Source organism: Providencia vermicola, from assembly GCF_020381325.1.
In the GTDB taxonomy this organism is placed as follows: Bacteria; Pseudomonadota; Gammaproteobacteria; order Enterobacterales; family Enterobacteriaceae; genus Providencia; species Providencia vermicola.
The window spans coordinates 168,742-191,615 of the sequence record NZ_JAGSPI010000008.1 but is presented as its reverse complement, the minus strand read 5'-3'; the positions used below and the strand labels follow the sequence as shown (position 1 = coordinate 191,615).

22 protein-coding genes are annotated in these 22,874 nt (G+C 44.9%); 9 read left to right on the top strand and 13 right to left on the bottom strand.

What is annotated here, in order from left to right:
- Window positions 1-183: 183 nt before the first annotated feature.
- The 12 genes from KDJ85_RS13460 to greB all read right to left on the bottom strand — a co-directional run bounded on the left by KDJ85_RS13460 (window position 184) and on the right by greB (window position 12,678).
- Window positions 184-1,518: an NCS2 family permease gene (locus KDJ85_RS13460; RefSeq protein ID WP_225820107.1), complete on the bottom strand. Its 1,335-nt coding sequence runs from the start codon at window positions 1,516-1,518 to the stop codon at window positions 184-186.
- 182 nt (window positions 1,519-1,700) lie between these two features.
- Window positions 1,701-2,453 (bottom strand): amino acid ABC transporter permease, encoded by a 753-nt coding sequence (locus KDJ85_RS13455; protein ID WP_225820106.1) that lies wholly within the window; start codon window positions 2,451-2,453, stop codon window positions 1,701-1,703.
- 1 nt (window position 2,454) lies between these two features.
- The gene (locus tag KDJ85_RS13450) at window positions 2,455-3,207 is read right to left on the bottom strand and encodes an amino acid ABC transporter permease (RefSeq protein ID WP_225820105.1); all 753 of its coding nucleotides are present in this window, start codon (window positions 3,205-3,207) and stop codon (window positions 2,455-2,457) included.
- Window positions 3,208-3,318: 111 nt separating this feature from the next.
- Window positions 3,319-4,158, bottom strand: a complete 840-nt coding sequence (locus KDJ85_RS13445; protein WP_206084966.1) for an ABC transporter substrate-binding protein — start codon at window positions 4,156-4,158, stop codon at window positions 3,319-3,321.
- A 620-nt stretch (window positions 4,159-4,778) separates the two neighbouring features.
- On the bottom strand, window positions 4,779-5,489 hold the full coding sequence (phoU, locus tag KDJ85_RS13440; protein WP_206084968.1) for a phosphate signaling complex protein PhoU: 711 nt from the start codon (window positions 5,487-5,489) through the stop codon (window positions 4,779-4,781).
- A gap of 13 nt (window positions 5,490-5,502) precedes the next feature.
- Window positions 5,503-6,279: a phosphate ABC transporter ATP-binding protein PstB gene (pstB, locus tag KDJ85_RS13435; RefSeq protein WP_206084970.1), complete on the bottom strand. Its 777-nt coding sequence runs from the start codon at window positions 6,277-6,279 to the stop codon at window positions 5,503-5,505.
- 37 nt (window positions 6,280-6,316) lie between these two features.
- Window positions 6,317-7,198 carry a phosphate ABC transporter permease PstA gene (pstA, locus tag KDJ85_RS13430; RefSeq protein ID WP_047756180.1) on the bottom strand — a complete coding sequence of 294 codons (882 nt, stop codon included), beginning with the start codon at window positions 7,196-7,198 and terminating at the stop codon, window positions 6,317-6,319.
- Between the two features lies 1 nt (window position 7,199).
- Window positions 7,200-8,156 (bottom strand): phosphate ABC transporter permease PstC, encoded by a 957-nt coding sequence (gene pstC, locus KDJ85_RS13425; protein WP_225820104.1) that lies wholly within the window; start codon window positions 8,154-8,156, stop codon window positions 7,200-7,202.
- A 109-nt stretch (window positions 8,157-8,265) separates the two neighbouring features.
- Window positions 8,266-9,309 carry a phosphate ABC transporter substrate-binding protein PstS gene (gene pstS / locus KDJ85_RS13420; protein ID WP_225820103.1) on the bottom strand — a complete coding sequence of 348 codons (1,044 nt, stop codon included), beginning with the start codon at window positions 9,307-9,309 and terminating at the stop codon, window positions 8,266-8,268.
- A gap of 721 nt (window positions 9,310-10,030) precedes the next feature.
- A complete protein-coding gene (envZ, locus tag KDJ85_RS13415) occupies window positions 10,031-11,362 on the bottom strand; it encodes a two-component system sensor histidine kinase EnvZ (RefSeq protein ID WP_225820102.1) in 1,332 nt (443 codons plus the stop codon).
- Window positions 11,359-12,078, bottom strand: a complete 720-nt coding sequence (ompR, locus tag KDJ85_RS13410) for an osmolarity response regulator transcription factor OmpR (protein ID WP_042847751.1) — start codon at window positions 12,076-12,078, stop codon at window positions 11,359-11,361. The genes envZ and ompR overlap by 4 nt, the downstream gene beginning before the upstream one ends.
- 114 nt (window positions 12,079-12,192) lie before the next feature.
- Window positions 12,193-12,678: a transcription elongation factor GreB gene (gene greB / locus KDJ85_RS13405; RefSeq protein ID WP_225820101.1), complete on the bottom strand. Its 486-nt coding sequence runs from the start codon at window positions 12,676-12,678 to the stop codon at window positions 12,193-12,195.
- A 169-nt stretch (window positions 12,679-12,847) separates the two neighbouring features.
- Here greB and KDJ85_RS13400 point away from each other — a divergent pair, with 169 nt between their 5' ends.
- The 4 genes from KDJ85_RS13400 to KDJ85_RS13385 all read left to right on the top strand — a co-directional run bounded on the left by KDJ85_RS13400 (window position 12,848) and on the right by KDJ85_RS13385 (window position 18,365).
- Window positions 12,848-15,178: a Tex family protein gene (locus KDJ85_RS13400; protein WP_225820100.1), complete on the top strand. Its 2,331-nt coding sequence runs from the start codon at window positions 12,848-12,850 to the stop codon at window positions 15,176-15,178.
- Between the two features lie 364 nt (window positions 15,179-15,542).
- Window positions 15,543-15,773, top strand: a complete 231-nt coding sequence (gene feoA / locus KDJ85_RS13395; protein ID WP_047756225.1) for a ferrous iron transporter A — start codon at window positions 15,543-15,545, stop codon at window positions 15,771-15,773.
- Window positions 15,774-15,802: 29 nt separating this feature from the next.
- On the top strand, window positions 15,803-18,121 hold the full coding sequence (feoB, locus tag KDJ85_RS13390) for a Fe(2+) transporter permease subunit FeoB (RefSeq protein WP_225820099.1): 2,319 nt from the start codon (window positions 15,803-15,805) through the stop codon (window positions 18,119-18,121).
- Between the two features lie 10 nt (window positions 18,122-18,131).
- Complete coding sequence (locus KDJ85_RS13385; RefSeq protein WP_225820098.1) at window positions 18,132-18,365, top strand: FeoC-like transcriptional regulator; 234 nt, start codon at window positions 18,132-18,134, stop codon at window positions 18,363-18,365.
- A gap of 26 nt (window positions 18,366-18,391) precedes the next feature.
- Here KDJ85_RS13385 and bioH read toward each other — a convergent pair whose 3' ends face one another.
- Entirely contained in the window at window positions 18,392-19,168 is a 777-nt protein-coding gene (bioH, locus tag KDJ85_RS13380) for a pimeloyl-ACP methyl ester esterase BioH (RefSeq protein WP_225820097.1), read from the bottom strand.
- A gap of 47 nt (window positions 19,169-19,215) precedes the next feature.
- Between bioH and KDJ85_RS13375 the strand changes: the two genes are divergently transcribed.
- The 5 genes from KDJ85_RS13375 (at window position 19,216) to KDJ85_RS13355 (ending at window position 22,604) form a co-directional block, all read left to right on the top strand.
- Window positions 19,216-19,899, top strand: coding sequence for a DNA utilization protein GntX (locus tag KDJ85_RS13375; RefSeq protein ID WP_225820096.1), 684 nt, complete (start codon window positions 19,216-19,218; stop codon window positions 19,897-19,899).
- A gap of 63 nt (window positions 19,900-19,962) precedes the next feature.
- Window positions 19,963-20,541, top strand: coding sequence for a Fe-S biogenesis protein NfuA (gene nfuA / locus KDJ85_RS13370; RefSeq protein ID WP_047756247.1), 579 nt, complete (start codon window positions 19,963-19,965; stop codon window positions 20,539-20,541).
- 87 nt (window positions 20,542-20,628) lie between these two features.
- Window positions 20,629-20,952: a thiosulfate sulfurtransferase GlpE gene (gene glpE, locus KDJ85_RS13365; protein WP_219245354.1), complete on the top strand. Its 324-nt coding sequence runs from the start codon at window positions 20,629-20,631 to the stop codon at window positions 20,950-20,952.
- 16 nt (window positions 20,953-20,968) lie between these two features.
- On the top strand, window positions 20,969-21,817 hold the full coding sequence (gene glpG / locus KDJ85_RS13360) for a rhomboid family intramembrane serine protease GlpG (protein WP_225820095.1): 849 nt from the start codon (window positions 20,969-20,971) through the stop codon (window positions 21,815-21,817).
- A gap of 28 nt (window positions 21,818-21,845) precedes the next feature.
- Window positions 21,846-22,604 carry a DeoR/GlpR family transcriptional regulator gene (locus tag KDJ85_RS13355; RefSeq protein ID WP_225820094.1) on the top strand — a complete coding sequence of 253 codons (759 nt, stop codon included), beginning with the start codon at window positions 21,846-21,848 and terminating at the stop codon, window positions 22,602-22,604.
- Window positions 22,605-22,874: the final 270 nt, after the last annotated feature.

Below are 22,874 nucleotides of genomic sequence, written 5' to 3'. Positions count from 1 at the left end.
TAACTAGAGTTAGCAACCGCAGCCAACACCGCTACAGCGCAAAATGTGACTCATTAATGCTCTAAATAGTTTGTGCTGTAGCAAGGCGGCAAGAGTTGCTAATCCCTAGGAGCATACATAAGTATGTGACTAGGGTTAGCAACCGCAGCCAACACCGCTACGGCGCAAAATATGACGAGCATTTTAGGCGTCGACTAACACCATTTTGAGCAAGAACAACGCCGCCACTAAAATCACACACAGACCCAGGTCGCGCCAGCGCCCTGTCCCAATTTTCATCGCGCAGTATGCGATAAACCCTAGTGCGATACCTTCTGTGATCGAGAAGCTAAACGGCATCATAACTGCGGTTATAAATGCAGGTACTGATTCAGTTAAGTCATCCCATTTCACGCGAGTCAGACTTGAAGTCATCAACACACCTACGTAAATCAATGCACCTGCAGTTGCATAAGCAGGAACCATACCCGCAAGTGGAGAGATAAACATGGTTAATAGGAATAAGATACCCACAACAACTGCCGTTAACCCCGTACGCCCACCGACTGAAACCCCTGAAGAGCTTTCAATATACGCGGTAACTGATGAGGTTCCCATCGCCGAACCCGCTACAGAGCTTAAGCTATCAACATATAGGGCTTGCTTCATACGAGGGAAAGTTCCGCGTTCATTGGTGATCCCCGCTTTGTCAGTCACACCAATCATGGTACCCGATGAGTCAAACAAGTTAACTAACATGAAAGCAAAAATCACGCCAGATAACGCTAAATCTAATGAGCCAGCGAAGTCCACTTGCCCAACGACGCTGGTAACACTTGGTGGAATAGAGAAAATACCCGTGTATTTTACATCCCCCAGCGCCAGACCAATTAACGTAGTCACCGCAATCGACACTAACACCGCCGCATGAATATTACGCGCCGCTAAGATGGCAATAATAAAGAAGCCCAACGCCCCTAACCATACGTTATGATGTGTTAAATTACCGATAGATACCAAAGTGTCTGGGTTTGCCACGATAATACCCGAGTTTTTCAGCCCCATCATCGCAATAAACAGACCGATACCGCTGGTGATCCCCACACGTAAACTCAGGGGAATATTAGCAATAATCCAATAACGAATGCGGAATAATGTCAGGATAAACAAGCCAACTGCGCCCCAGAAAACAGCACCCATTGCGACTTGCCATGAATACCCCATCGCGCCAACTACCACAAACGCAAAAAAGGCATTCAGCCCCATCGCTGGTGCGACCGCAATCGGTAAGTTAGCCAGTAAGCCCATCAAAATACTGCCTATAGCGGCAATCAAGCAGGTGGTAACAAACACGGCTTTAATATCCATGCCTGCAATTGATAAAATTTGTGGGTTAACAAAGACGATATACACCATCGTCAGGAAGGTCGTGAAGCCAGCAACAACTTCAGTTCGTGCAGTTGTGCCGTGTTCTTGTAATTTAAAAACACGCTGAAACAAGCTCTGCGATTGTGCCGAGCTAGAAGATTGATTACTCATTAGATATCGCGCCCAAAAAAAGTTTTTTTCGCCCTATACTACAATTAAAAATCGAAAAAGAAAACGATTGCGTAAAATTCAATGGGCAAAATGTCCTAACTAACTGATACAACACGCGATGAATCAAGCAAAAGAATAAAAATAGAATTTGGGGAATGGCGGTATAAAACCGCCATTAAAATTTAGGATAGCGCCAGTAATTTTTGTCTACGCCAAAACAATAAACTGCGTTTTACCACAGACTTGTGCGGGTCGTTTTGTGCACTGAGTTTTTTCGCCACCACATTGGCAATAATTTCTACCGTAAAACACATCACAAAATAGATAAATGCCACGAATAAAAAAACTTCCAACGGATAAACCATTTCGCGGTTATTCACTTGAGTTGCTAAGAAAGATAGCTCAGCCACACCAACGACATAGGCCAATGAGGTATCTTTAATCAGCGCCACCCATTGATTGATAAATGACGGCACCATCATTCGCAATGCTTGAGGTAAAACGATATTCCACAATACCTGCCAACGGTTGAAACCAAGGGACAACCCGGCCTGCCATTGCCCTGCACCTATCGCTAAGATCCCTGCTTTCACAGCATGTGCTAAATAAGCAGAAGTGATTAAGGCGAGTGCACAAACCACAGTGGTGATCCCAGGAATTTCCGTACCTAACAAAATGGGCAACAAGAAGTAAGTCCAGAATATTAACATGATGACTGGAATTGCACGGAAAAAACCTAAAACTGCCGCGAATAAATTAACCCAAAAACCACGTAACATTGCCAAAGCAATACCACCTAGTGTCCCTAAGACAATCGATGCCGCCCCTGCCAGCAGGCTAATCACGAGTGTCAACGCCGCCCCTTCTAACGGGCCATCAGGGAAAGTACCAAACAGTAAATATTGCCAATTTTGTTCAATCACTGAAAAGTCCATATTATACCCCCTGAGCCAAGTTTCGTTGCACGCGCCATTGTCCCCAACCTTCCATCAGGGCAATAATGGCGATATACAACACGGTGGCCACACCAAATGCGGTGAAGGTTTGTAACGTTTGGCTATCGACTTGGCGAGATACATAAGAGAGCTCCGCGACGCCAATTGCCATGGTTAATGAGGAATTTTTAACGACATTCATATATTGCCCCAACAACGGCGGCATCGCGATTTTGACCGCTTGAGGCAAGACCACTAATTTCATTGCTTGCCATGAAGTGAGCCCCAGTGCGAACGCGGCATACTTTTGCCCTTGGCGTACCCCACGGATCCCTGCACGAATTTCTTCCGCAATAAAAGGGACAGTGTATAACGTTAACCCAATAAAACCGGCTAAAAACTCAAAGGACGGCCAGCCCACGGTAATCCGAAATATGTTGATTTCATGGGGAGTATTGAGCCATTCCATTGCGGCTGAAGGCAGTATTTCCCCCGAGGCAAAATACCAAAAAAATAACTGCACCAACAAAGGCGTGTTTCTAAAAATAGAAATATAGATACTGACTGCCCAACGCAGAAAGGCAATCTGGCTATCCTTTGCTGATGCAACTAAAAAGCCTAAAAAGGTAGCGGCAATAATGGTGCAAATCGAAATCCAGACTGTTAAAACAAAGCCATAACCGAACCATTCAAGGTACTGAGGCGCTAGAAGATGCTCAGACCAAAAATCACCACTGACAAATTTCTCAAACATAGTTCACGACCTATTTCTTTCACACCCTGTGACGAAAAACCTCACCCCGTATAACCAAGAACCCCGCACACAGTGCAGGGTTTCAAATTACTCAGTACTTGCCATTGTCGATTACGACTGTGGTTGTTGCTCACTCAATGGGGCAAATTTGAAGTCACCGCGTGGCTGTGCTGCTTTGGTGTCTGGACCAAACCAACGGTTATAAATGACTTCAGCTTTACCGTCTTTTTCCAATTTCAGCAGCGTTTCATTCACGTTTTCCACTAAACGCGTTTCGCCTTTGCTAGCTGCCAGAGCTTGATACTCTTTAGTTAAGCTAAAGGGGGAAATTTCAAAGTCCGCTTTAACTTTCTCAGGTAAGTTACCTAGTAATCCCACTAGTTTTGCATCATCCTGCGTGATAGCTTGCACGTTACCATTACGCAGCGCTGCGAATGCTTGCGGGGTATCATCATAAGAAATCACTTTGGTGTCTGGGAAACGTTCACGCAGCGTCACTTCCTGCACCGTTCCTTTATCCGCACCAATGCGCAGTGGTTTGATATCATCAGGGGTTTTTAATACACCTTTACGGGCAATAAATTTTTGGCCCGTGGCAAAATCAGGGATTGAGAAATCAACCTGTTTTGCACGCTCATCAGTAATCGTAAAGTTCGCACCAATCAAGTCTACTTTACCCGATGTCAGCAGTGGGATGCGGTTTGCAGGGTTCGTTGGACGCAGTTCAAGTTTTACACCTAAGCCATCTGCAATTTCTTGTGCGATATCAACGTCATAACCTGCTAATTTTTTTGTTTGTGGGTCAATAAAACCAAACGGTGGGTTGCTATCAAATACGGAAATACGGATCACACCCGCTTGTTTAATATCATCTAATTTATCTGCGCTAGCGACATTCGCTGTCAGCGCCAAACCTGTAAGTAAAACAGTCGTCAGAATACGAGCTTTCATTGAATACCCCTAGTGGTAAATTTATGTAAATCGACCATCACAAGCTATCAACTATCTCTTAGCACCTGAAATAATATTAAATAATATATTTATAACTTAATGGAATATGAAGAGATACAAAAAAGGGGCAACCGCTATAACAAAGGCCCCCAAATATGGCTTACACCATCAATAGACTCTTATTGAGCAAGAAGAAAGTCTGTATAAAAACCTTAAGCTAAATTTTTAGATACATTGCACCTAAAAATATACACCAATAGTTATTAAGGAAATAACTGTTCAAATGTATCAATGCTCTAAATAGTTCGTGCTGTAGCAAGGCGGCAAACAACGTTATCCCTAGGAGCATACATAAGTCTGTGACCCGAGTAGATGAATGAAGCCAACACCGCCACAACACAAAACATAGTGAGTATTTAATTTTCTAAATAGTTCGCGTTGTGGCTAGGCGACAAAGGAACTCATCCCAAGGAACATACACAAGTATGTGACTTGGGTGAGTGAGTGCAGTCAACACCGCCACAGCGTGAAATATGACGAAAATTGGGAGCATACATAAGTATGTGACCCAAGTAGCCGAATAAAGCCAACACCGCCACAGCACGAAGGATGACGAAAATTTATTTGGTGAGCATTTTTTCTAAATTATCCCCCCCCACATGTCGGAAATCTTGCCCCTTCACATAGTAGAAAATAAACTCACAGATGTTTTGACAGCGGTCACCGATACGCTCGATTGAGCGTGCGCAGAACAGCGCTGTTAATACGCTTGGAATTGTTCTTGGGTCTTCCATCATATAGGTCATGAGCTGACGGACAATACCTTCGTACTCTTGGTCAACTTTTTCATCTTCGCGGTAGATACGAATCGCCTCTTCGAGATCCATTCGCGCAAACGCATCTAGCACATCATGCAACATTTGCACTGTGTGGCGGCCTAGCGATTCTAAACTGACGAGAAGCGGCTGATGTTGCTGCGAAAATTTCTCCAATGCAGTTTGGCAGATTTTATCGGCAACGTCGCCGATCCTTTCCAACTCCGCAATCGTTTTTGAAATTGACATAATCAGTCGCAAGTCACTCGCCGTTGGCTGGCGCTTGGCTATAATTTTGACGCACTCTTCATCAATGGCCACTTCCATCATATTGACTTTGTGGTCATTTTCGATAACTTCGCGCGCTAGGGCTTCGTCCTGGTTATGCATTGCCGTAATGGCTTTGGTGAGCTGTTCTTCGACCAGCCCTCCCATTGTCATTAATTCAGTATGGATATGTTCCAGTTCCGCATTGAACTGCCCAGATATATGTTTATTGTGATTCAGCGTATCCATCGTCGGCTCCATATCAACCGTAGCGGCCAGTAATATAATCTTCGGTTTGCTTCATTTCTGGGGTAGTGAACATCTTATCGGTATGATTAAACTCAATCAGTTCACCTAAATACATAAATGCTGTGTAATCAGAACAACGTGCCGCTTGTTGCATGTTGTGGGTAACAATCACGACCGTATACTCTGATTTTAACTCACTGATTAACTCTTCAATGCGCCCTGTGGAAATAGGGTCCAATGCTGAACAAGGCTCATCCAGCAATAACACTTCTGGGCGAATTGCAATACCTCGCGCAATACACAGACGTTGTTGCTGACCCCCCGACAAGCTGTAACCACTTTGGTGCAATTTGTCTTTGGTTTCATTCCACAGCGCTGCTTTGGTAAGTGCCCACTGCACGCGCTCATCCATTTCCACACGAGACAGCTTTTCAAATAAACGTACACCAAATGCAATGTTGTCATAGATGGACATTGGGAATGGCGTTGGTTTCTGGAACACCATCCCCACTTTTGCACGTAATAATGCGATATCTTGTTTGTCCGTCAGGATATTTTGACCATCCAGTAAAATTTCACCTTCAGCGCGTTGTTCACCGTACAGTTCATACATTTTATTAAATGTACGCAATAACGTCGATTTACCACAACCTGATGGTCCGATAAATGCTGTCACTTTGTTTTTTTCAATATCTAAAGAGATATTCTTCAGTGCGTGAAACTTGCCATAAAAGAAATTGAGGTCACGGACTTTAATTTTACTGTTCGCAATTTCGTTTGCATTAATCATGGTTACTTTCTCTCTAAATCTTTATTTATCTGGGCGCTTAGTGTTTTTTCTGTGCAAACACAACGCGGGCAATGATGTTAATCAGCAGGACACACAGGGTAATTAACAGCACCCCAGCCCATGCGAGCTCTTGCCATTCGGAGAATGGGCTCATTGCGAATTTAAAAATAGTTACAGGTAAGTTAGCAATTGGTTCGCTCATATCTGTACTCCAGAACTGGTTCGACAGTGAAGTAAACAGGAGCGGTGCGGTTTCTCCCGCAATACGCGCAATTGCCAGTAAGATCCCTGTAATAATCCCAGATACAGATGCCTTTAATGTAATGGATAAAATCATTTTCCATTTCGGCGTTCCAAGAGCATAAGCCGCTTCACGCAAGCTATCTGGTACCAGTTTCAGCATGTTTTCAGTGGTACGAATAACAATGGGGATTTGCAGCAATGCCAGTGCAATCACCCCAGCCCATCCAGAGAAGTGCTGCATTTGCGCAACCACGATGGTATACACAAACAGACCGACAACAATAGATGGTGCTGATAACAGAATGTCATTAATAAAGCGGGTTACAGAGGCTAACCATGATTTACGACCATATTCTGCCAAGTAAATCCCCGCTAAAATTCCTAAAGGTGTTCCAATCACGGTAGCCCACAGGATTAATAAACCACTTCCGACGATCGCATTCGCTAAACCACCACCTTCCGTATTCGGTGGTGGCGTCATCTCGGTAAACAGGTTAAGGGACATACCGTCAATCCCTTTGGTCACCGTCGAAAATAAAATCCACACTAACCAGAACAGCCCAAATGCCATGGTCAACATTGAGACAAGCAGTGCCATTCTGTTAACTTGGCGACGCCATGCTTGACGGCGTGCACGTTCTTTCTCATTGATGATAAAAGGTTGAGATTCTGACATATTAACGCCCCTCATTCTTCGCAAGACGCATTACCATCAACTTGGAAATCGCCAACACAATAAACGTGATAACAAACAAGATAAGCCCAAGTTCCATCAGCGCTGAGGTATGTAAGCCACTTTCTGCTTCCGCAAACTCATTCGCTAATGCAGAAGTAATACTGTTTCCTGGCATGAAGAGGGACACACTATCGAGCTGGTAGGTATTACCAATCACGAAGGTTACCGCCATGGTTTCACCCAATGCACGGCCTAACCCTAACATCACCCCGCCTATTACCCCGTTACGGGTATACGGCAATACGATGTTCCAAATCACTTCCCAAGTGGTACAGCCAATCCCGTAGGCTGACTCTTTCATCATCACTGGGGTTTGTTCAAACACATCACGCATTACAGACGCAATGTATGGAATAATCATAATCGCGAGGATGATCCCCGCCGCTAAAATACCTATCCCGAATGCAGGGCCTGAAAATAATTCGCCGACAATTGGAATACTCGACATCACGTTGCCAACTGGCTCTTGGAAATATTCGGCAAAGAGTGGTGCGAAAACAAATAAGCCCCACATCCCGTAAACGATACTGGGAATGGCGGCGAGCAATTCAATAGCAATCCCTAATGGGCGTTTTAGCCAGTTTGGCGCAAGTTCCGTTAAGAACAACGCGATACCAAAACTGACAGGGACGGCGATAATCAGGGCGATTAACGAGGTTACAATGGTGCCATAAATTGGCACAAGGGCACCAAACTGTTCTGCAGGCGCATCCCACTCTTTGGTCCATAAAAACGAAAACCCAAACTTCTGCATACTTGGCCAAGATGCAAAAATAAGGGAAATAATAATGCCACCTAGCATTAATAAGGTGATTAGCGCGGCAATCTTTACCAGTGCACCAAAAATTATATCACCTGATTTGCTGGGAGCTCTAAATGCCGTTGTTTTTTCGGCCATGCGCTTTGTTCTCTTTCCATTCCTACTTGTACTGTAGGATTGTGTTACAACAATGAGCGGGTAAGCCCTGTTCCTCAGTACTTACCCGCCATTTCCAACCCGAGGTGCATTAGAACAATGCTTTACCTTGGCTATCTTTAATTTCTGTTTTCCATGCTGCACGAACGGCTGTTACAACCTCTTGAGGTAAAACGGCGTAATCCAGCGCTTCTGCTTGTTTACCGCCTTTATCGTACGCCCAGTTGTAGAAGTCGAGAACGGCTTTACCTTTTTCAGCATTGGCTTGTTCTTTGTGTACTAAGATGAACGTTGTTGACGTGATTGGCCAAGCGTTTGCACCATCACGGTTAGTCAGGTCTTGAGCAAACGACTTCGACCAATCAACTTTTTTCGCTGCTGCACTGAAGCTTTCGCCTGTTGGTGATACAGCTTCGCCATCCGCAGACACTAACTTAGTATACGCAAGATTGTTTTGTTTTGCGTAAGCATATTCCACATAGCCGATAGAGCCTGGCAGACGTTGTACGAATGCGGCAACACCGTCGTTACCTTTACCGCCTACGCTGTTTTTCGGCCAGTTAACGGTTGAGCCCGCACCGATTTCATCTTTCCAACTCGCACTGACTTTTGCTAAGTAGCTGGTGAAAACAAATGTAGTACCTGAGCCATCAGAACGTCTTACCACCGCAATAGCTTGGTCTGGCAAGCTCACTTTCGGATTTAATTTTGCAATAGCTGGGTCGTTCCATTTGGTGATTTTACCTAAATAGATATCACCTAATGTGTTGCCATCTAAAGTCAGTTGACCTGATTCGATACCTTTTACGTTAACCGCCAACACCACACCACCAATAACGGTAGGGAATTGGAACAAACCATCTTCTTTTAGTTTTTCATCAGTCAATGGCGCATCAGATGCACCGAAATCAACTGTTTTTGCATTAATCTGTTTTACACCACCAGAAGAGCCAATCCCCTGATAGTTCACTTTATTACCTGTTTCTTTCTGATAAGAGTCTGCCCACTTCGCATAAACAGGAGCAGGGAAGGTCGCGCCAGCTCCGGTCAGGCTGGTAGCAGCAAAAGAAGACATTGCAGTCAGAGATAAAGTTGCTGCCATTACGCTTGCTAAGGTGGTACGCGTCATTTTCATAATCCCTCCGGGGATGTATAGAAACAATCAAGTATAAAATTGTTGGGTGTATGTCACGGTAGGAAAAATAGGACAATTTAGTTACGACAACATGTCGTTTTTATGACAGTTTTATGACAATTGATTATTTTTTCACTGAGGACGAGATAAAACCAGGAAGGATAAAAATAAAAACAAAGTAAATTCAAATAATTAAATAAATGTCACATCAAAATATGTTTGAAAAAGAAAAATGACAGGCTGTCATAAAAGCGAAAATATTTTTATCCTGTAACTATAAAGTAATACTCAAAACAATTTGTGTTGCAGCTAGGCGCCAAAGGAGCCTGAATACAGATAATACTCAAAACAATTTGTGTCGCAGCTAGGCGCCAAAGGAGCCTGAATACAGATAATACTCAAAACAATTTGTGTCGCAGCTAGGCGCCAAAGGAGCTTGAATACAGATAATACTCAAAACAATTTGTGTCGCAGCTAGGCGGCAAACGAGGGTATCTCGGGGAGCATACATGAGTATGTGACCCGAGTAGCCGAGTGCAGACAACAACGCTGCGGCGCAAAGTGTGAAGAGTATTTAGCTCGGGGAGCATACACAAGTATGTGACCCGAGTAGCCGAGTGCAGCCAACAACGCTGCGGCGCAAAGTGTGAAGAGTAAAGGGATAGCTCTAAATAGTTCAAGCTGCAGGCAACACCCCTACGGCTTGAAATATGACGAGATATCAGTCTTCTTTTTCTTTGAGAGGAAGCAAAGCCCTAATCGCAAACCCGCCGCGCTCACTTTTGTGGATCTCAATACTCCCTTCATGGGCGTCCACTATACGGCGTATAATCGCTAGCCCCAGGCCTGTCCCTGTATTACTTCGTGCTTTTTCGCCTTGCACGAACGGTTGGAATAAGCGGTGGATATCTTCGTCTTTGATACCCGCGCCGTCATCTTCCACTTGGAACCAGACAAAATCTTCGGTTTTTCCACTACTGACTTTTATCCAGCCATTTCCATAGCGGTACGCATTTACAATCATATTAGTGATTGCACGTTTGATGGCCAACGGGTTACCGTTCACAATCATGGATCCTGGTTCTAACGCCGTTTCAATTTCGCCAACCACACTGCTTTCTGAATTGACGGCTTCCATCAGAATCGCGTTGAGATCGCAGAATTCCATATCCATCTCTTGACCCGTTTTCAGGTAAGACATGAATTGGCCAATAATCGCGTCACACTCTTCAATATCTTTATTGATAGACTCTGCCAGATAGCTGTCTTCTGGGCTCATCATTTCTGTCGCTAAGCGGATACGAGTTAATGGTGTTCTTAAGTCATGGCTGACCCCTGCCATCAAGACAGTTCGGTCATTTTCAAGGGTTTTAATCCCTGCGGCCATGTGGTTAAAAGACCGAATTGCTGCCCTAACTTCCGTTGCCCCCTTTTCTTGCATCGGGGGCAATACAAAGCCCTTACCGACCTCCCCTGCATGGTATTCCAATTCAAGTAATGGCTTGTTTTGGTAACGAATATACAGCCATACCCCTGCAAAGATGGTGAGGAAAATGGTTAAGGTATACCTAAAAACGAGGGAAAACTGGTTTTGACCAATTTCAGTCAGAGGAACTCGCACCCAGATATCTGGTGCGAGATAAGACGTTAACCACAAAATCGGATACTCACGGCCAAGTTCAAGATGAACATTTGCCTTACCGCCTAAGTATTGCGACATGTGTTCGCTCAGAAAATCATACTCTTTAGCCCAATTCAGCCCTTCCTCCATGGCGGCAGAATGGGCATAGAACGTAATACCTAATTCATTGTAGATTTTCTTACGCAAAGCGGGGGAAACCCGCACTGAGGTTCCATCTTGTAGAACCATTTTCTCGGTCATCAATGTTCTAACTTCGTACGCGAGGACTTTATTGAATTGTTGTAAGCTAGGCATCACAACAAAATTCAATACCACCATATAGCTGGTCACTAAGCTCGCGAACAGCAGCGCAACAAATAAAAACAACGAACGAGAAAATGTACTACGTCGTGAGAACCTCAGTCGCTTCATGCTTTACTTCCATCTGGAACAAACACATAGCCCAAGCCCCAAACCGTTTGAATATAGCGTGGGTGCGCTGGGTCTTCTTCAACCATGCGGCGCAGACGCGAAATTTGAACGTCAATAGAACGCTCCATCGCACTGTACTCGCGGCCTCTTGCTAGGCTCATGAGCTTGTCACGAGATAGCGGCTCCCTTGGATAAGAAACCAACACTTTTAATACCGCAAACTCGCCACTGGTCAATGGCATATTTTCATCACCTTGGAACATTTCACGCGTTCCAAGATTTAGCTTAAATTTACCAAAGGTAATGACTGCGTCATCCTGAGATGGCGCACCTGGCAATTCATTTGCTTGGCGACGTAATACGGCGCGAATACGGGCCAGCAGCTCACGTGGGTTGAACGGTTTAGGAATATAGTCATCCGCCCCGATTTCTAAACCAACAATACGGTCAACTTCCTCACCCTTTGCTGTAACCATAATGATCGGGATTGGGTTATTTTGGCTACGTAAACGACGGCAAATTGATAGGCCATCTTCACCTGGAAGCATTAAATCTAACACGATCAGATGAATAGATTCCCTCGTCAGGATCCTGTCCATTTGTTCGGCGTTTGCAGCACTCCTGACCTGAAAGCCTTGTTCAGTGAGGTAACGCTCCAGCAGTGCACGTAAACGCATATCATCATCGACGACAAGAACTTTATAACTTTCCTGCATTTTGTAGCCCTCAAGATGTGCATCTTTCAAATTATTGTTCTAAAAGTGAACAAAAACACGTTTAATGTTCACTAATTTACCATTAACCATAGATTTAATGAATCATTTTACACTTCAGTCGGTTAGTGGCTTATAGCTTATTTCTAAAACAAAATAGGTGACATCCCCACCTGGCGTGTTCACCGTAATTTCATCATCAACCTGCTTACCAATCAGAGCGCGTGCAACAGGAGAGTCAATTGAAATCCATTGTTTTGCAGGATTAAACTCATCCGCGCCAACTATGCGGAATATTCTGATATTTTCATTATCATCCTCAAGTTTAACCCATGCACCAAAAAAGACACGGCCTTCTTGGCGAGGATCTGGCTCGATAATCCTGAGCTGATCCAATCTTTTAGATAAAAAACGAATGCGTCGGTCTATCTCACGCAGCCTTTTTTTACCATAAATATATTCAGCGTTTTCTGAGCGATCGCCTTGTGCCGCAGCCTCTGAGACCGATTGGGTCACTCTAGGCCGCTCTTCTTTCCACAGATACTTAAGCTCTTTGTCGAGCGTATCCCAACCTTCACGCGTTATTAATAGACTTTTCGCCATAACCTTAGAATATTAGTCAATAAGGACAATAATTATAATATTTTATAGAACATAATCTGAGACTTTCCTACCAATAGACCGAAATTCAGTCTGGAAATTCTTGCTACCACCAAGTATAACAGTGCAGTAAATTTTTTAACTGTTCTTTCAGTAGGTATTTAAACACGACATGAATGAAACTCTAAGCCAAATTATTGCAGCAGAACTGCGAGCCCAACCGAAACAGGTTTTTTCTGCCATCACATTGTTGGATGAAGGCAATACTGTCCCGTTTATCGCGCGTTACCGTAAAGAGGTTACCGGAGGGTTGGACGATACTCAGCTTCGCCAGCTAGAAAGCCGCTTAGGGTACTTACGCGAACTCAACGACCGTAAGCAAACCATTCTCAAATCGATTGATGAACAAGGAAAGTTATCCCCTGAACTCGCTGCTGCAATCAACAGCACACTCAATAAAACCGAGCTTGAAGACCTTTACTTACCCTACAAACCAAAACGTCGCACTCGTGGGCAAATCGCCATTGAAGCAGGGCTGGAGCCATTAGCGGATACGCTGTGGGCAGACCCAAGTCAATCCCCTGAAGCACTCGCACAAACTTATGTAGATGCAGATAAAGGTGTGGCGGATGTGAAAGCTGCCTTAGATGGCGCACGTTACATCCTGATGGAGCGTTTCGCCGAAGATGCAGCTTTATTGGCGAAAGTTCGCGACTATATTTGGAAAAATGCGCACCTCGTTTCCGTCGTTGCAGAAGGCAAACAAGCAGAAGGCGTCAAATTTAGCGATTACTTCGAACACCAAGAACCCGTTTCTCAAGTGCCTTCACACCGCGCACTGGCGATGTTCCGCGGTCGCAACGAAGGTATTTTACAACTTTCGTTAAACTGTGACCCACAGTTTGATGAGCCACCCAAAGAAAGTTACTGCGAAGAGATTATTACTCGCCACTTAGATGTGCGTTTGAGCAACGCCCCTGCCGACCAATGGCGCAAAGCGGTCATTAGCTGGACATGGCGCGTCAAGGTGCTTTTGCATTTAGAAACAGAAGTAATGAGCGCTCTACGTGAAAAAGCTGAAGAAGAAGCGATTAATGTTTTTGCCCGTAACCTCAGCGATTTACTGATGGCCGCGCCTGCAGGTATGCGTGCAACGATGGGTCTCGATCCTGGCTTACGTACCGGGGTGAAAGTTGCGGTTGTGGATGCGACAGGGAAACTGATCGCGACCGATACTATCTACCCGCACACTGGGCAAGCAGCGAAAGCAGCAACCATCGTGGCGGCATTGTGCCAGAAACATAACGTTGAATTAGTGGCGATTGGCAACGGTACCGCGTCTCGCGAAACTGAACGTTTCTTTGCGGAGGTGCAAAAACAATACCCTGAAGTGACTGCGCAAAAAGTGATTGTCAGTGAAGCTGGGGCGTCAGTGTACTCGGCCTCTGAACTGGCTGCGCTAGAATTCCCAACCTTGGATGTGTCTTTGCGTGGTGCTGTGTCGATTGCTCGTCGCTTACAAGACCCGCTAGCTGAGCTAGTTAAAATAGACCCGAAATCTATTGGCGTGGGTCAATATCAACATGATGTTAGCCAAACCCAACTCGCCCGTAAACTGGATGCCGTCGTTGAAGATTGCGTAAACTCCGTTGGTGTAGACTTAAATACTGCATCCGTCGCCTTGCTGACTCGTGTTGCAGGCTTGAGCAAAATGATCGCGCAGAACGTAGTTGATTGGCGTGATGAAAACGGCCAATTCAATGACCGAAAACAGTTGTTGAAAGTAGCTCGTCTTGGGCCTAAAGCCTTTGAACAATGTGCAGGGTTCCTGCGTATCACTAATGGTGAGAACCCGCTAGATGCATCAACAGTTCACCCTGAAGCTTACCCTATTGTTGAAAAAATTCTGCAAACCGTACGCCAGCCATTGAAAGACATTATGGGTAATTCTCAAGTGCTCAACACACTGAGTCCGCGTGATTTCACCACAGAACAATTTGGTGTACCCACCGTTACGGATATTATCAAAGAGTTAGAAAAGCCAGGTCGTGACCCACGCCCTGAATTTAAAACCGCTACCTTTGCAGAAGGTGTGGAAACGATGAATGACCTCGTTTCTGGCATGATTTTAGAAGGTGCAGTGACCAACGTGACCAACTTTGGTGCATTTGTGGATATCGGCGTACACCAAGACGGCTTAGTGCATATCTCTTCTCTCTCCAATAGTTACGTCGAAGACCCACACAAAGTGGTGAAAGCGGGCGATATTGTGAAAGTGAAAGTGTTAGATGTGGATATTGCCCGCAAGCGTATCGCCCTCACCATGCGTTTGGACGAGCAAGCAGGTGATTCCAACAGCTCACCTCGCAAAGCCGCGCCAGCGCAAGATAAAAACGCACGTAAAGCCCCTGCACCTCGTGGTAACTCGCGCCAAAACGCGAATTCATCAGGCAACAGTGCTATGAGCGACGCTCTTGCTGCTGCATTTGGCAAAAAAAAGTAATCTGACTAAGCTAAATACCCCAATAAATTCATTGGGGTATTTAGTATTTTCTAGAAATATCTTCACTGCTAAATTAATAAATAAATCCAATATATTGTTCAAAAATCAACCCAGCCAATTCTTTTCGCTTTATCCCATCGCTATCTAAAAAACACCGCTAACTCCATGCTTCGTTGATCCACATCAAGTCAAATTGACGAAAAAAGAGGCTAAATATAACAAAAGGTGGATGATTATGATTCTCATTGTTAATTAGATTTATTTTTGTTTTACTCTGCGTTTTGCTTGTGGACACAAACTTTTCTAACAATAATTATCCGTATCATTATGAATTGAATCGTTAGGAAGATAATAGGAAGACACTATGGCTATACTTCCTCAATGCAGTTACAAAATTCTGGGCTTCTCTCCCGAAATAAGCCCTGCATACCGACAAAAATTATTGTCTCTCGGTTTATTACCGGGCTCCGTTTTTAAAGTGGTGCGTTTAGCGCCTTTTGGCGATCCTGTACAAATCGAAACTCACCGCGTCAGCTTAGTGCTACGCAAAAAGGACCTCGCCCTACTAAACCTTGATGAAGCGCCTACCGCTTAAGTCTTCTCTTTTGATTATTGGCAAACACTATGAAACGATTGACTATCGGCTTAATTGGTAACCCCAATGCAGGTAAAACGACCCTTTTTAACCAGCTAACGGGGTCAAGGCAACGTGTTGGTAACTGGGCTGGCGTCACCGTTGAGCGCAAGGTTGGCCGCTTTCACACGGATGACCACAAAATTGAGCTTGTCGACCTCCCTGGCACCTACTCGCTCACAACCATTTCAGAACAAACCTCCCTCGACGAACAAATCGCCTGCTACTTTATTTTAAGTGGCGAAGCTGACATGTTGATTAACGTCGTCGATGCGTCGAACCTAGAACGCAATCTCTATCTCACACTACAACTCGTTGAGTTAGGCGTCCCCTGTATTGTCGCCTTGAATATGTTGGATATCGCCCAAAGCCAACATATTGATATCGATATTGTTAAACTGGAAAAACAGCTGGGCTGCCCTGTGATCCCAATGGTTTCAACCCGTGCAACGGGTATCGATAAACTGAAAAAAACCATTGATACTCATCCGCAAAATAACCAAAAAGCCCTTGTTGAATATCCACCACAGCTATTACAAGCTGTTGATTCATTATCTGAACAAATTTCAGCTCAACAATTTAGCCACCAACAACGTCGCTGGCTGGCCTTACAAATCCTTGAAGGGGATATTTATAGTCGCCAACGTGCTGAAATTTCAGAAATGCAATTACAAGCCACTCGCCAGCAACTCACTGAAACATTAAATGAAGAACCTGAACTGCTGATTGCTGATGCGCGTTATCAATCTATTGCGACCATTTGCCAAGCGGCGATCAACAATAGTGCCGCTGAACCTAACAGACTGACGCAATCACTGGATAAATTTATCCTCAACCGTTGGCTAGGCGTACCCATTTTCTTGTTTGTGATGTACCTGATGTTCGTCCTTGCCATCAATATTGGTGGGGCACTCCAGCCGTTCTTTGAAGGGGCTTCTGAGGCAATATTTATTCATGGTATTCAGTGGGTTGGTGCCTATTTTAGTTTCCCTGATTGGCTCACTATCTTCTTGGCACAAGGTGTCGGTGGTGGTATTAACACCGTCCTACCATTGGTGCCACAAATCGGGATGATGTACCTGTTCCTTTCTATTCTAGAAGACTCAGGTTATATGGCGCGTGCCGCTTTCGTGATGGATAGATTGATGCAGGCGCTGGGCCTACCAGGCAAATCGTTTGTCCCATTAATCGTCGGTTTTGGTTGTAACGTTCCATCTATTATGGGCGCTCGTACCCTAGATGCCCCACGTGAAAGGCTGATTACCGTCCTCATGGCGCCGTTTATGTCTTGTGGTGCACGGTTGGCAATCTTCGCGGTATTTGCCGCAGCCTTCTTTGGTAAAAATGGCGCGAGTGTCGTGTTCTCCCTGTATATTTTAGGGATTGTGGTGGCTATCCTGACTGGGCTTCTACTTAAACATACCCTAATGCGTGGTGAAGCTTCGCCATTCGTGATGGAATTACCCGTGTACCACGTGCCACACGTCAAAACATTATTGATCCAAACCTGGCAGCGCTTAAAAGGCTTCGTGGTGCGTGCAGGTAAGGTCATTGTCGTGGCGAGTATCTTTATCGGCGCACTCAATAGCTTCTCATTCTCAGGTAAACCTGTTGATAACATTAATGACTCAGCTCTGGCTTCCGTCAGTAAAGTGATCACCCCTGCATTGCAGCCAATCGGTGTTCACGCCGACAACTGGCAAGCAACGGTGGGCTTGATTACCGGTGCAATGGCAAAAGAAGTGGTCGTTGGGACGTTAAATACCCTCTACACCGCCGAAGCGATTACCTCGGAGCCATTCGATGCAGAGTCCTTCAACTTATGGGATGAGCTGGAAGATGCGGTATCTGAAACATGGGATAGCTTAAAAGAAACCTTTACCCTAAGCGCGTTATCGAACCCAATCGAAGCTAGCAAAGGAGATGGCGAAATGGAATCAGGCTCAATGGGCACCATGGCCGCGAAATTTGGCTCAGGTATCGCTGCCTATAGCTACCTGATTTTTGTCTTACTGTATGTGCCTTGTGTGTCAGTCATGGGGGCAATTGCTCGTGAAACGAACAAAAGCTGGATGAGTTTCTCCATCTTCTGGGGACTGAATGTGGCCTATAGCCTGTCAGCGCTGTTTTACCAAACCGCGACGTTCAGTGAGCACCCACAAAGTAGCCTAATTACCATCATCGCTGTTGTGGTATTTAATATCGCCCTGTTCATGCTCCTACGTCGTATGCGTAGCCGCGTGACGTTGAATATTAAAAGCAAAACCGCACAGCAGTGCTCTGGCTGCTCTAGCAATACCTGCCACTAAGGACTAAACGATGGTCAGCTTGCTACAAGTGAGAGATTTGATTGCTTTATACGGGCAAGCTGACATCGCGCTACTTAGCGAACAACTTAAGACCCCAACGCCAATGATAAAAGCGATGGTGGAAAAGTTGGAAAGCTTAGGGAAAATTGAGCAGGTGGATATAAGCGCCTGCTTAACGGGCTCCAGCTGCAAAGGCTGCCCAGAAAGCACCGACTGCGCCCATTTTGTATATAAGATAAAGTAAGCCACAACCTCAGCGGCTTACTCGCTTTACTCTTCCAACCGACTTTGAAAATCCAACAAATATTCACAAAACTCATCGGGGTGTGAAATAAATGGTGCATGAGCACTATTACGCATAATCACGGATGGAGAGTTTGGATAAAACGCATCCAACATAGGCACTATCCTTCGCGGCACTAAACCATCGAGGTAACCATAAATCCGTAAGAACGGCACTGGCAGGCTTTTCAATTCTTCACGTAAATCTTCTGTTCGCAATGATTCAAGCCCCGCATTTAACGTTTCCACCGTCGGAATAGGTTGTTCCAGCACCACTGATTTTAAGGTGCGAGCATCGTTGCGGGCGCTTTCCGTGCCTAAAGTTTGCAACGCTAAAAAGCGTTCGACAGTGCGATGAAAATCTGCGGCAAGCTGCTGCTCAAAGCCCAATAACACTTCGGGACGAATACCTGCCCAATCCCCATCGGCTCTAAAGCAAGGGGAGGATGCAACGGTAATCAGCCCTTGAACTTCATGAGGGTGATCCAGTGCAATTCGACTGGCAACGAGCCCCCCCAAAGACCACCCTAGCCAAATAGCGTTTTTCGGGGCATATCCCCACAAAATATCCGCCATAGATTGAATATTCATCGGTGCAAAATCTTGGCTCCGCCCATAACCTGGCAAGTCAACGAGATGAACACGAAAATGCGAAGCGATTCGAGGAATAATTGTTTGCCAAACTTGCGCATTCAACCCCCACCCGTGCAGCAACACAAGATCTTGTTTTCCTTCGCCGACGGTCTGCCAATATAGCTTTGCCATGGTTACACTCTCTTTATTCAATCAACATTTTTTAACGGAATATCATTATGCTATCAATGGAAGGGGCATGTTGGCTATGCCATCAATCACTCAATTTAAGCTGCCAAGGTATTTGCAGTTTTTGCCTAAAAAGCTTACCAACTATGCCGAAGTGCTGCTCACGCTGTGCACTGCCCAGTGAACTCGAAACACTGCAATGCGGTCGCTGCTTAAAACAGCCCCCTGCTTGGCAACGTTTAATTACCGTCACGCCCTATCAAGCTCCATTGCGTAAGCTTATTCATCACTTTAAGTTTAATCAACAATCTCAGCTTGCTTTTGCTTTAGCGCGCATTTTTGTTTTATTTTGGCTACAGGGTTACCGCGAAAATACATGGCAAAAACCCGACCTCATTATGACCATTCCCTTGCATCGTCACCGATTATGGTGGCGAGGATTTGACCACATGGCATTAATAGGCGAAAATTTATCCAGATGGTTAAATATCCCCTATTCGCAAAATTCATTACTCCGTAGTCGTGATACACTGGCGCAGATTACATTAAAACGTGAACATCGCCGAAAAAACCTAAAGGGAGCGTTTACCTTAGAAACTGCGGTTTCTGGCCTACATGTCGCCATTCTTGATGATGTTATCACGACAGGTTCGACAATGAATGCGGCGGCACAATTGTTGATTTGTGCGGGTGCCCGCACTGTTGATGCATGGTCACTCTGTCGCACCTTGTAGGAAAGGGGTAAATGGGCGTATTATAACCAACTAAAGCAGTCAACTATTATTGAGCAAATGATTATGATTAATATTACTGAAGCAGCACAGGCTCATTTTGCCAAGTTGTTGGAAAATCAAGAGCCAGGAACCCAAATCCGTGTATTTGTCATCAACCCAGGTACACCAACAGCTGAGTGTGGCGTTTCATACTGCCCACCAGGTGCTGTTGAAGCAACAGATAAGGAACTGAAGTTCGAAAAATTATCTGCTTATGTTGATGAAATTAGCGCGCCTTTTTTAGAAGAAGCCGAAATTGATTTCGTTACCGACCAACTGGGTTCACAACTGACGCTTAAAGCACCAAACGCAAAAATGCGTAAAGTCTCTGATGATGCACCATTAATTGAGCGCGTTGAGTACGTTTTACAGTCACAAATTAACCCACAATTAGCCAGCCACGGCGGCCGTGTTTCCCTAATGGAAATCACCGATGAAGGCTTTGCTATCCTGCAATTTGGTGGTGGCTGTAACGGTTGTTCTATGGTCGATGTCACCTTAAAAGAAGGTATCGAAAAAGAATTACTGAAAATGTTTGATGGTGAGTTAAAAGGCGTTAAAGACCTGACTGAGCACCAACGTGGCGAGCACTCTTTCTACTAATTGCCACTGATATCTGGCACCTGTTTTTCTGCTTACAGGTGCCGAATTCGTTTTTTATGGGGTTTTCCCCGCTATATCCGGTATTTTATGGACCATTTTGAGACACTAACACCAGAGCAAGCTTATCAACATTGGTTGGAAAGCACTGCCGTACTTGTTGATGTACGTGATCCACAAAGCTTCCGCGCAGGTCATGCTAGCGGTGCTTATCACCTCACCAATGAGTCGCTGAGCCAATTTTTAGAACAAACAGATTATGAACAACCCGTTATGGTAATGTGCTACCACGGGCACAGCAGCCAAGGTGCAGCACAGTACCTGATCAACATCGGCTATGAATCTGTTTACAGTATTAATGGCGGGTTTGAAGCCTGGTTAAGGGAATATCCACAAGCCGTCACGGCGCTCTAGACGAGAAAACGCATTCATGATCCACATCACTTCCTTTGCTAACCCAAGAATGGCGCAAGCATTTGTTGACTATATGGCTGGGCGGAATATCCATTTAAGCCTTAAGCCATCCCAAGAACAAGCGCTGTATGAACTTTGGTTGGAGGATGACCAATTTCTCAATCAAGTCCGTCAAGAGCTTGATACTTTCCTGAAAAACCCAAATGACCCGCGCTACCTTGCTGCCAGCTGGCAAACAGGTAATGCTGATATGCAATTTCAATATCGTAATTTTCTCACTTGGGGTTACCTGAAAGAACAATCAGGGCCACTCACAATTACTGTTATTCTACTATCGATTATTGTATATCTTTGGGTAGAAATGACTGATGCCCGTGAAGTATTACGTTACTTAGCGTGGCCAATTGGTGACCAACAATCAGAACTTTGGCGTTGGATAAGCCCCGCCTTTGTGCATTTTTCACTGTCACATATTGGGTTTAACCTTGCGCTATGGTGGTTTTTAGCTGGCCAAGTTGAACGCAAGCTAGGAACAGGAAAGCTCTTTACTATTTTATTAGTCTCCGCCCTGTTTAGTAACTGGGGACAATCGCTGTTTAGCGAAAACAACTTTGGGGGCTTATCGGGTGTCGTTTATGCCCTAGTTAGCTACGTTTGGCTAACCGGTGAGCGCAACCCAGAAAGCGGCGTGAATGTTCCCCGAGGGTTAATGATTTTCTCAATTATCTGGCTCTTTTTTGGTTACTTCGATATTTTAGGGATGCATATTGCAAATGCCGCACACACTTCAGGGTTAATTATCGGCTTATTGATGGGAGTGTGGGATAATAGGCACAGCTTTATTAAACACCAGAGTTCCAGATAATACATTTTAATAATTAGAGGCTAACGCTGTGAAACAAACCCAGAGACATGATGCAATCGTTGAACTTGTGCGTCTTCAGGGATATGTCAGTACTGAAGAACTTGTCGAGCACTTTGAGGTTAGCCCTCAAACCATCCGACGAGACCTCAATGACCTCGCTGAACAAAATAAAATTCAGCGGCACCACGGTGGCGCAGCACTGCCTTCAAGCTCCGTAAACGCGGCGTATCATGACCGTAAAATCATGTGGTCAGATGAAAAAGCCCGTATTGCGCAACATGTCGCGAGCCAAATTCCTGATGGTGCGACGCTATTTATTGATATCGGAACCACGCCTGAAGCTGTGGCTCATGCGTTGGTTAACCATAAAAACCTGCGTGTTGTTACTAATAACCTAAACGTTGCCACGTTACTCATGCCAAAAGAAGACTTCCGCTTAATTTTAGCGGGGGGCGAAGTGCGTTCACGCGATGGCGGAATTGTCGGCGAAGCCACCCTCGATTTTATCTCTCAATTCAGGTTAGATTACGGCATTTTGGGCATTAGTGGCATTGATATGGATGGCTCGCTACTGGAGTTCGATTATCATGAAGTGCGTACAAAACGCGCCATTATTGAAAATTCACGTTGCGTCATGTTGGTCACCGATCACTCTAAGTTCGGCCGTAATGCAATGGTCAATCTCGGTAATATGAACTTAATCGACTATTTATTTACCGACAAACAGCCGCCAGACAGCATTCTCAAAGTGATTGAGCAACATAACGTCCAGCTCGAACTTTGCTAATCAAATCATTATGTTCATGATGGCGGTGCCCTTGCACTGCTATCGTGTTTATTAATACGCCCCTTCTGTTTTAACCCCCACCTCTCGCTGTTCTGTGTTCTTTTTCGCTCAAAAATGTTTTTCCCTGCCTATATACCATTATTTTATTTGTGGTTATTGAAAAAAAATTGTTACCAATATCACGCAGTTGTTATTTTTCTTATTAATAATAGTTGGCATCACTATTCATTTTGACTACAATCAAATGAGCGAAAACGAACATTATTGAAA

Coding starts and splice junctions, on each gene's coding strand:
- KDJ85_RS13385 (WP_225820098.1), top strand. CDS start 18,132: ATGGTCAGCTTGCTACAAGTGAGAGATTTGATTGCTTTATACGGGCAA.
- feoA (WP_047756225.1), top strand. CDS start 15,543: ATGGCTATACTTCCTCAATGCAGTTACAAAATTCTGGGCTTCTCTCCC.
- nfuA (WP_047756247.1), top strand. CDS start 19,963: ATGATTAATATTACTGAAGCAGCACAGGCTCATTTTGCCAAGTTGTTG.
- KDJ85_RS13460 (WP_225820107.1), bottom strand. CDS start 1,518: ATGAGTAATCAATCTTCTAGCTCGGCACAATCGCAGAGCTTGTTTCAG.
- KDJ85_RS13455 (WP_225820106.1), bottom strand. CDS start 2,453: ATGGACTTTTCAGTGATTGAACAAAATTGGCAATATTTACTGTTTGGT.
- bioH (WP_225820097.1), bottom strand. CDS start 19,168: ATGGCAAAGCTATATTGGCAGACCGTCGGCGAAGGAAAACAAGATCTT.
- glpE (WP_219245354.1), top strand. CDS start 20,629: ATGGACCATTTTGAGACACTAACACCAGAGCAAGCTTATCAACATTGG.
- greB (WP_225820101.1), bottom strand. CDS start 12,678: ATGGCGAAAAGTCTATTAATAACGCGTGAAGGTTGGGATACGCTCGAC.
- pstC (WP_225820104.1), bottom strand. CDS start 8,156: ATGGCCGAAAAAACAACGGCATTTAGAGCTCCCAGCAAATCAGGTGAT.
- pstS (WP_225820103.1), bottom strand. CDS start 9,309: ATGAAAATGACGCGTACCACCTTAGCAAGCGTAATGGCAGCAACTTTA.
- glpG (WP_225820095.1), top strand. CDS start 20,969: ATGATCCACATCACTTCCTTTGCTAACCCAAGAATGGCGCAAGCATTT.
- KDJ85_RS13450 (WP_225820105.1), bottom strand. CDS start 3,207: ATGTTTGAGAAATTTGTCAGTGGTGATTTTTGGTCTGAGCATCTTCTA.
- pstA (WP_047756180.1), bottom strand. CDS start 7,198: ATGTCAGAATCTCAACCTTTTATCATCAATGAGAAAGAACGTGCACGC.
- KDJ85_RS13445 (WP_206084966.1), bottom strand. CDS start 4,158: ATGAAAGCTCGTATTCTGACGACTGTTTTACTTACAGGTTTGGCGCTG.
- phoU (WP_206084968.1), bottom strand. CDS start 5,489: ATGGATACGCTGAATCACAATAAACATATATCTGGGCAGTTCAATGCG.
- ompR (WP_042847751.1), bottom strand. CDS start 12,078: ATGCAGGAAAGTTATAAAGTTCTTGTCGTCGATGATGATATGCGTTTA.
- feoB (WP_225820099.1), top strand. CDS start 15,803: ATGAAACGATTGACTATCGGCTTAATTGGTAACCCCAATGCAGGTAAA.
- KDJ85_RS13400 (WP_225820100.1), top strand. CDS start 12,848: ATGAATGAAACTCTAAGCCAAATTATTGCAGCAGAACTGCGAGCCCAA.
- KDJ85_RS13375 (WP_225820096.1), top strand. CDS start 19,216: ATGCTATCAATGGAAGGGGCATGTTGGCTATGCCATCAATCACTCAAT.
- pstB (WP_206084970.1), bottom strand. CDS start 6,279: ATGATTAATGCAAACGAAATTGCGAACAGTAAAATTAAAGTCCGTGAC.
- envZ (WP_225820102.1), bottom strand. CDS start 11,362: ATGAAGCGACTGAGGTTCTCACGACGTAGTACATTTTCTCGTTCGTTG.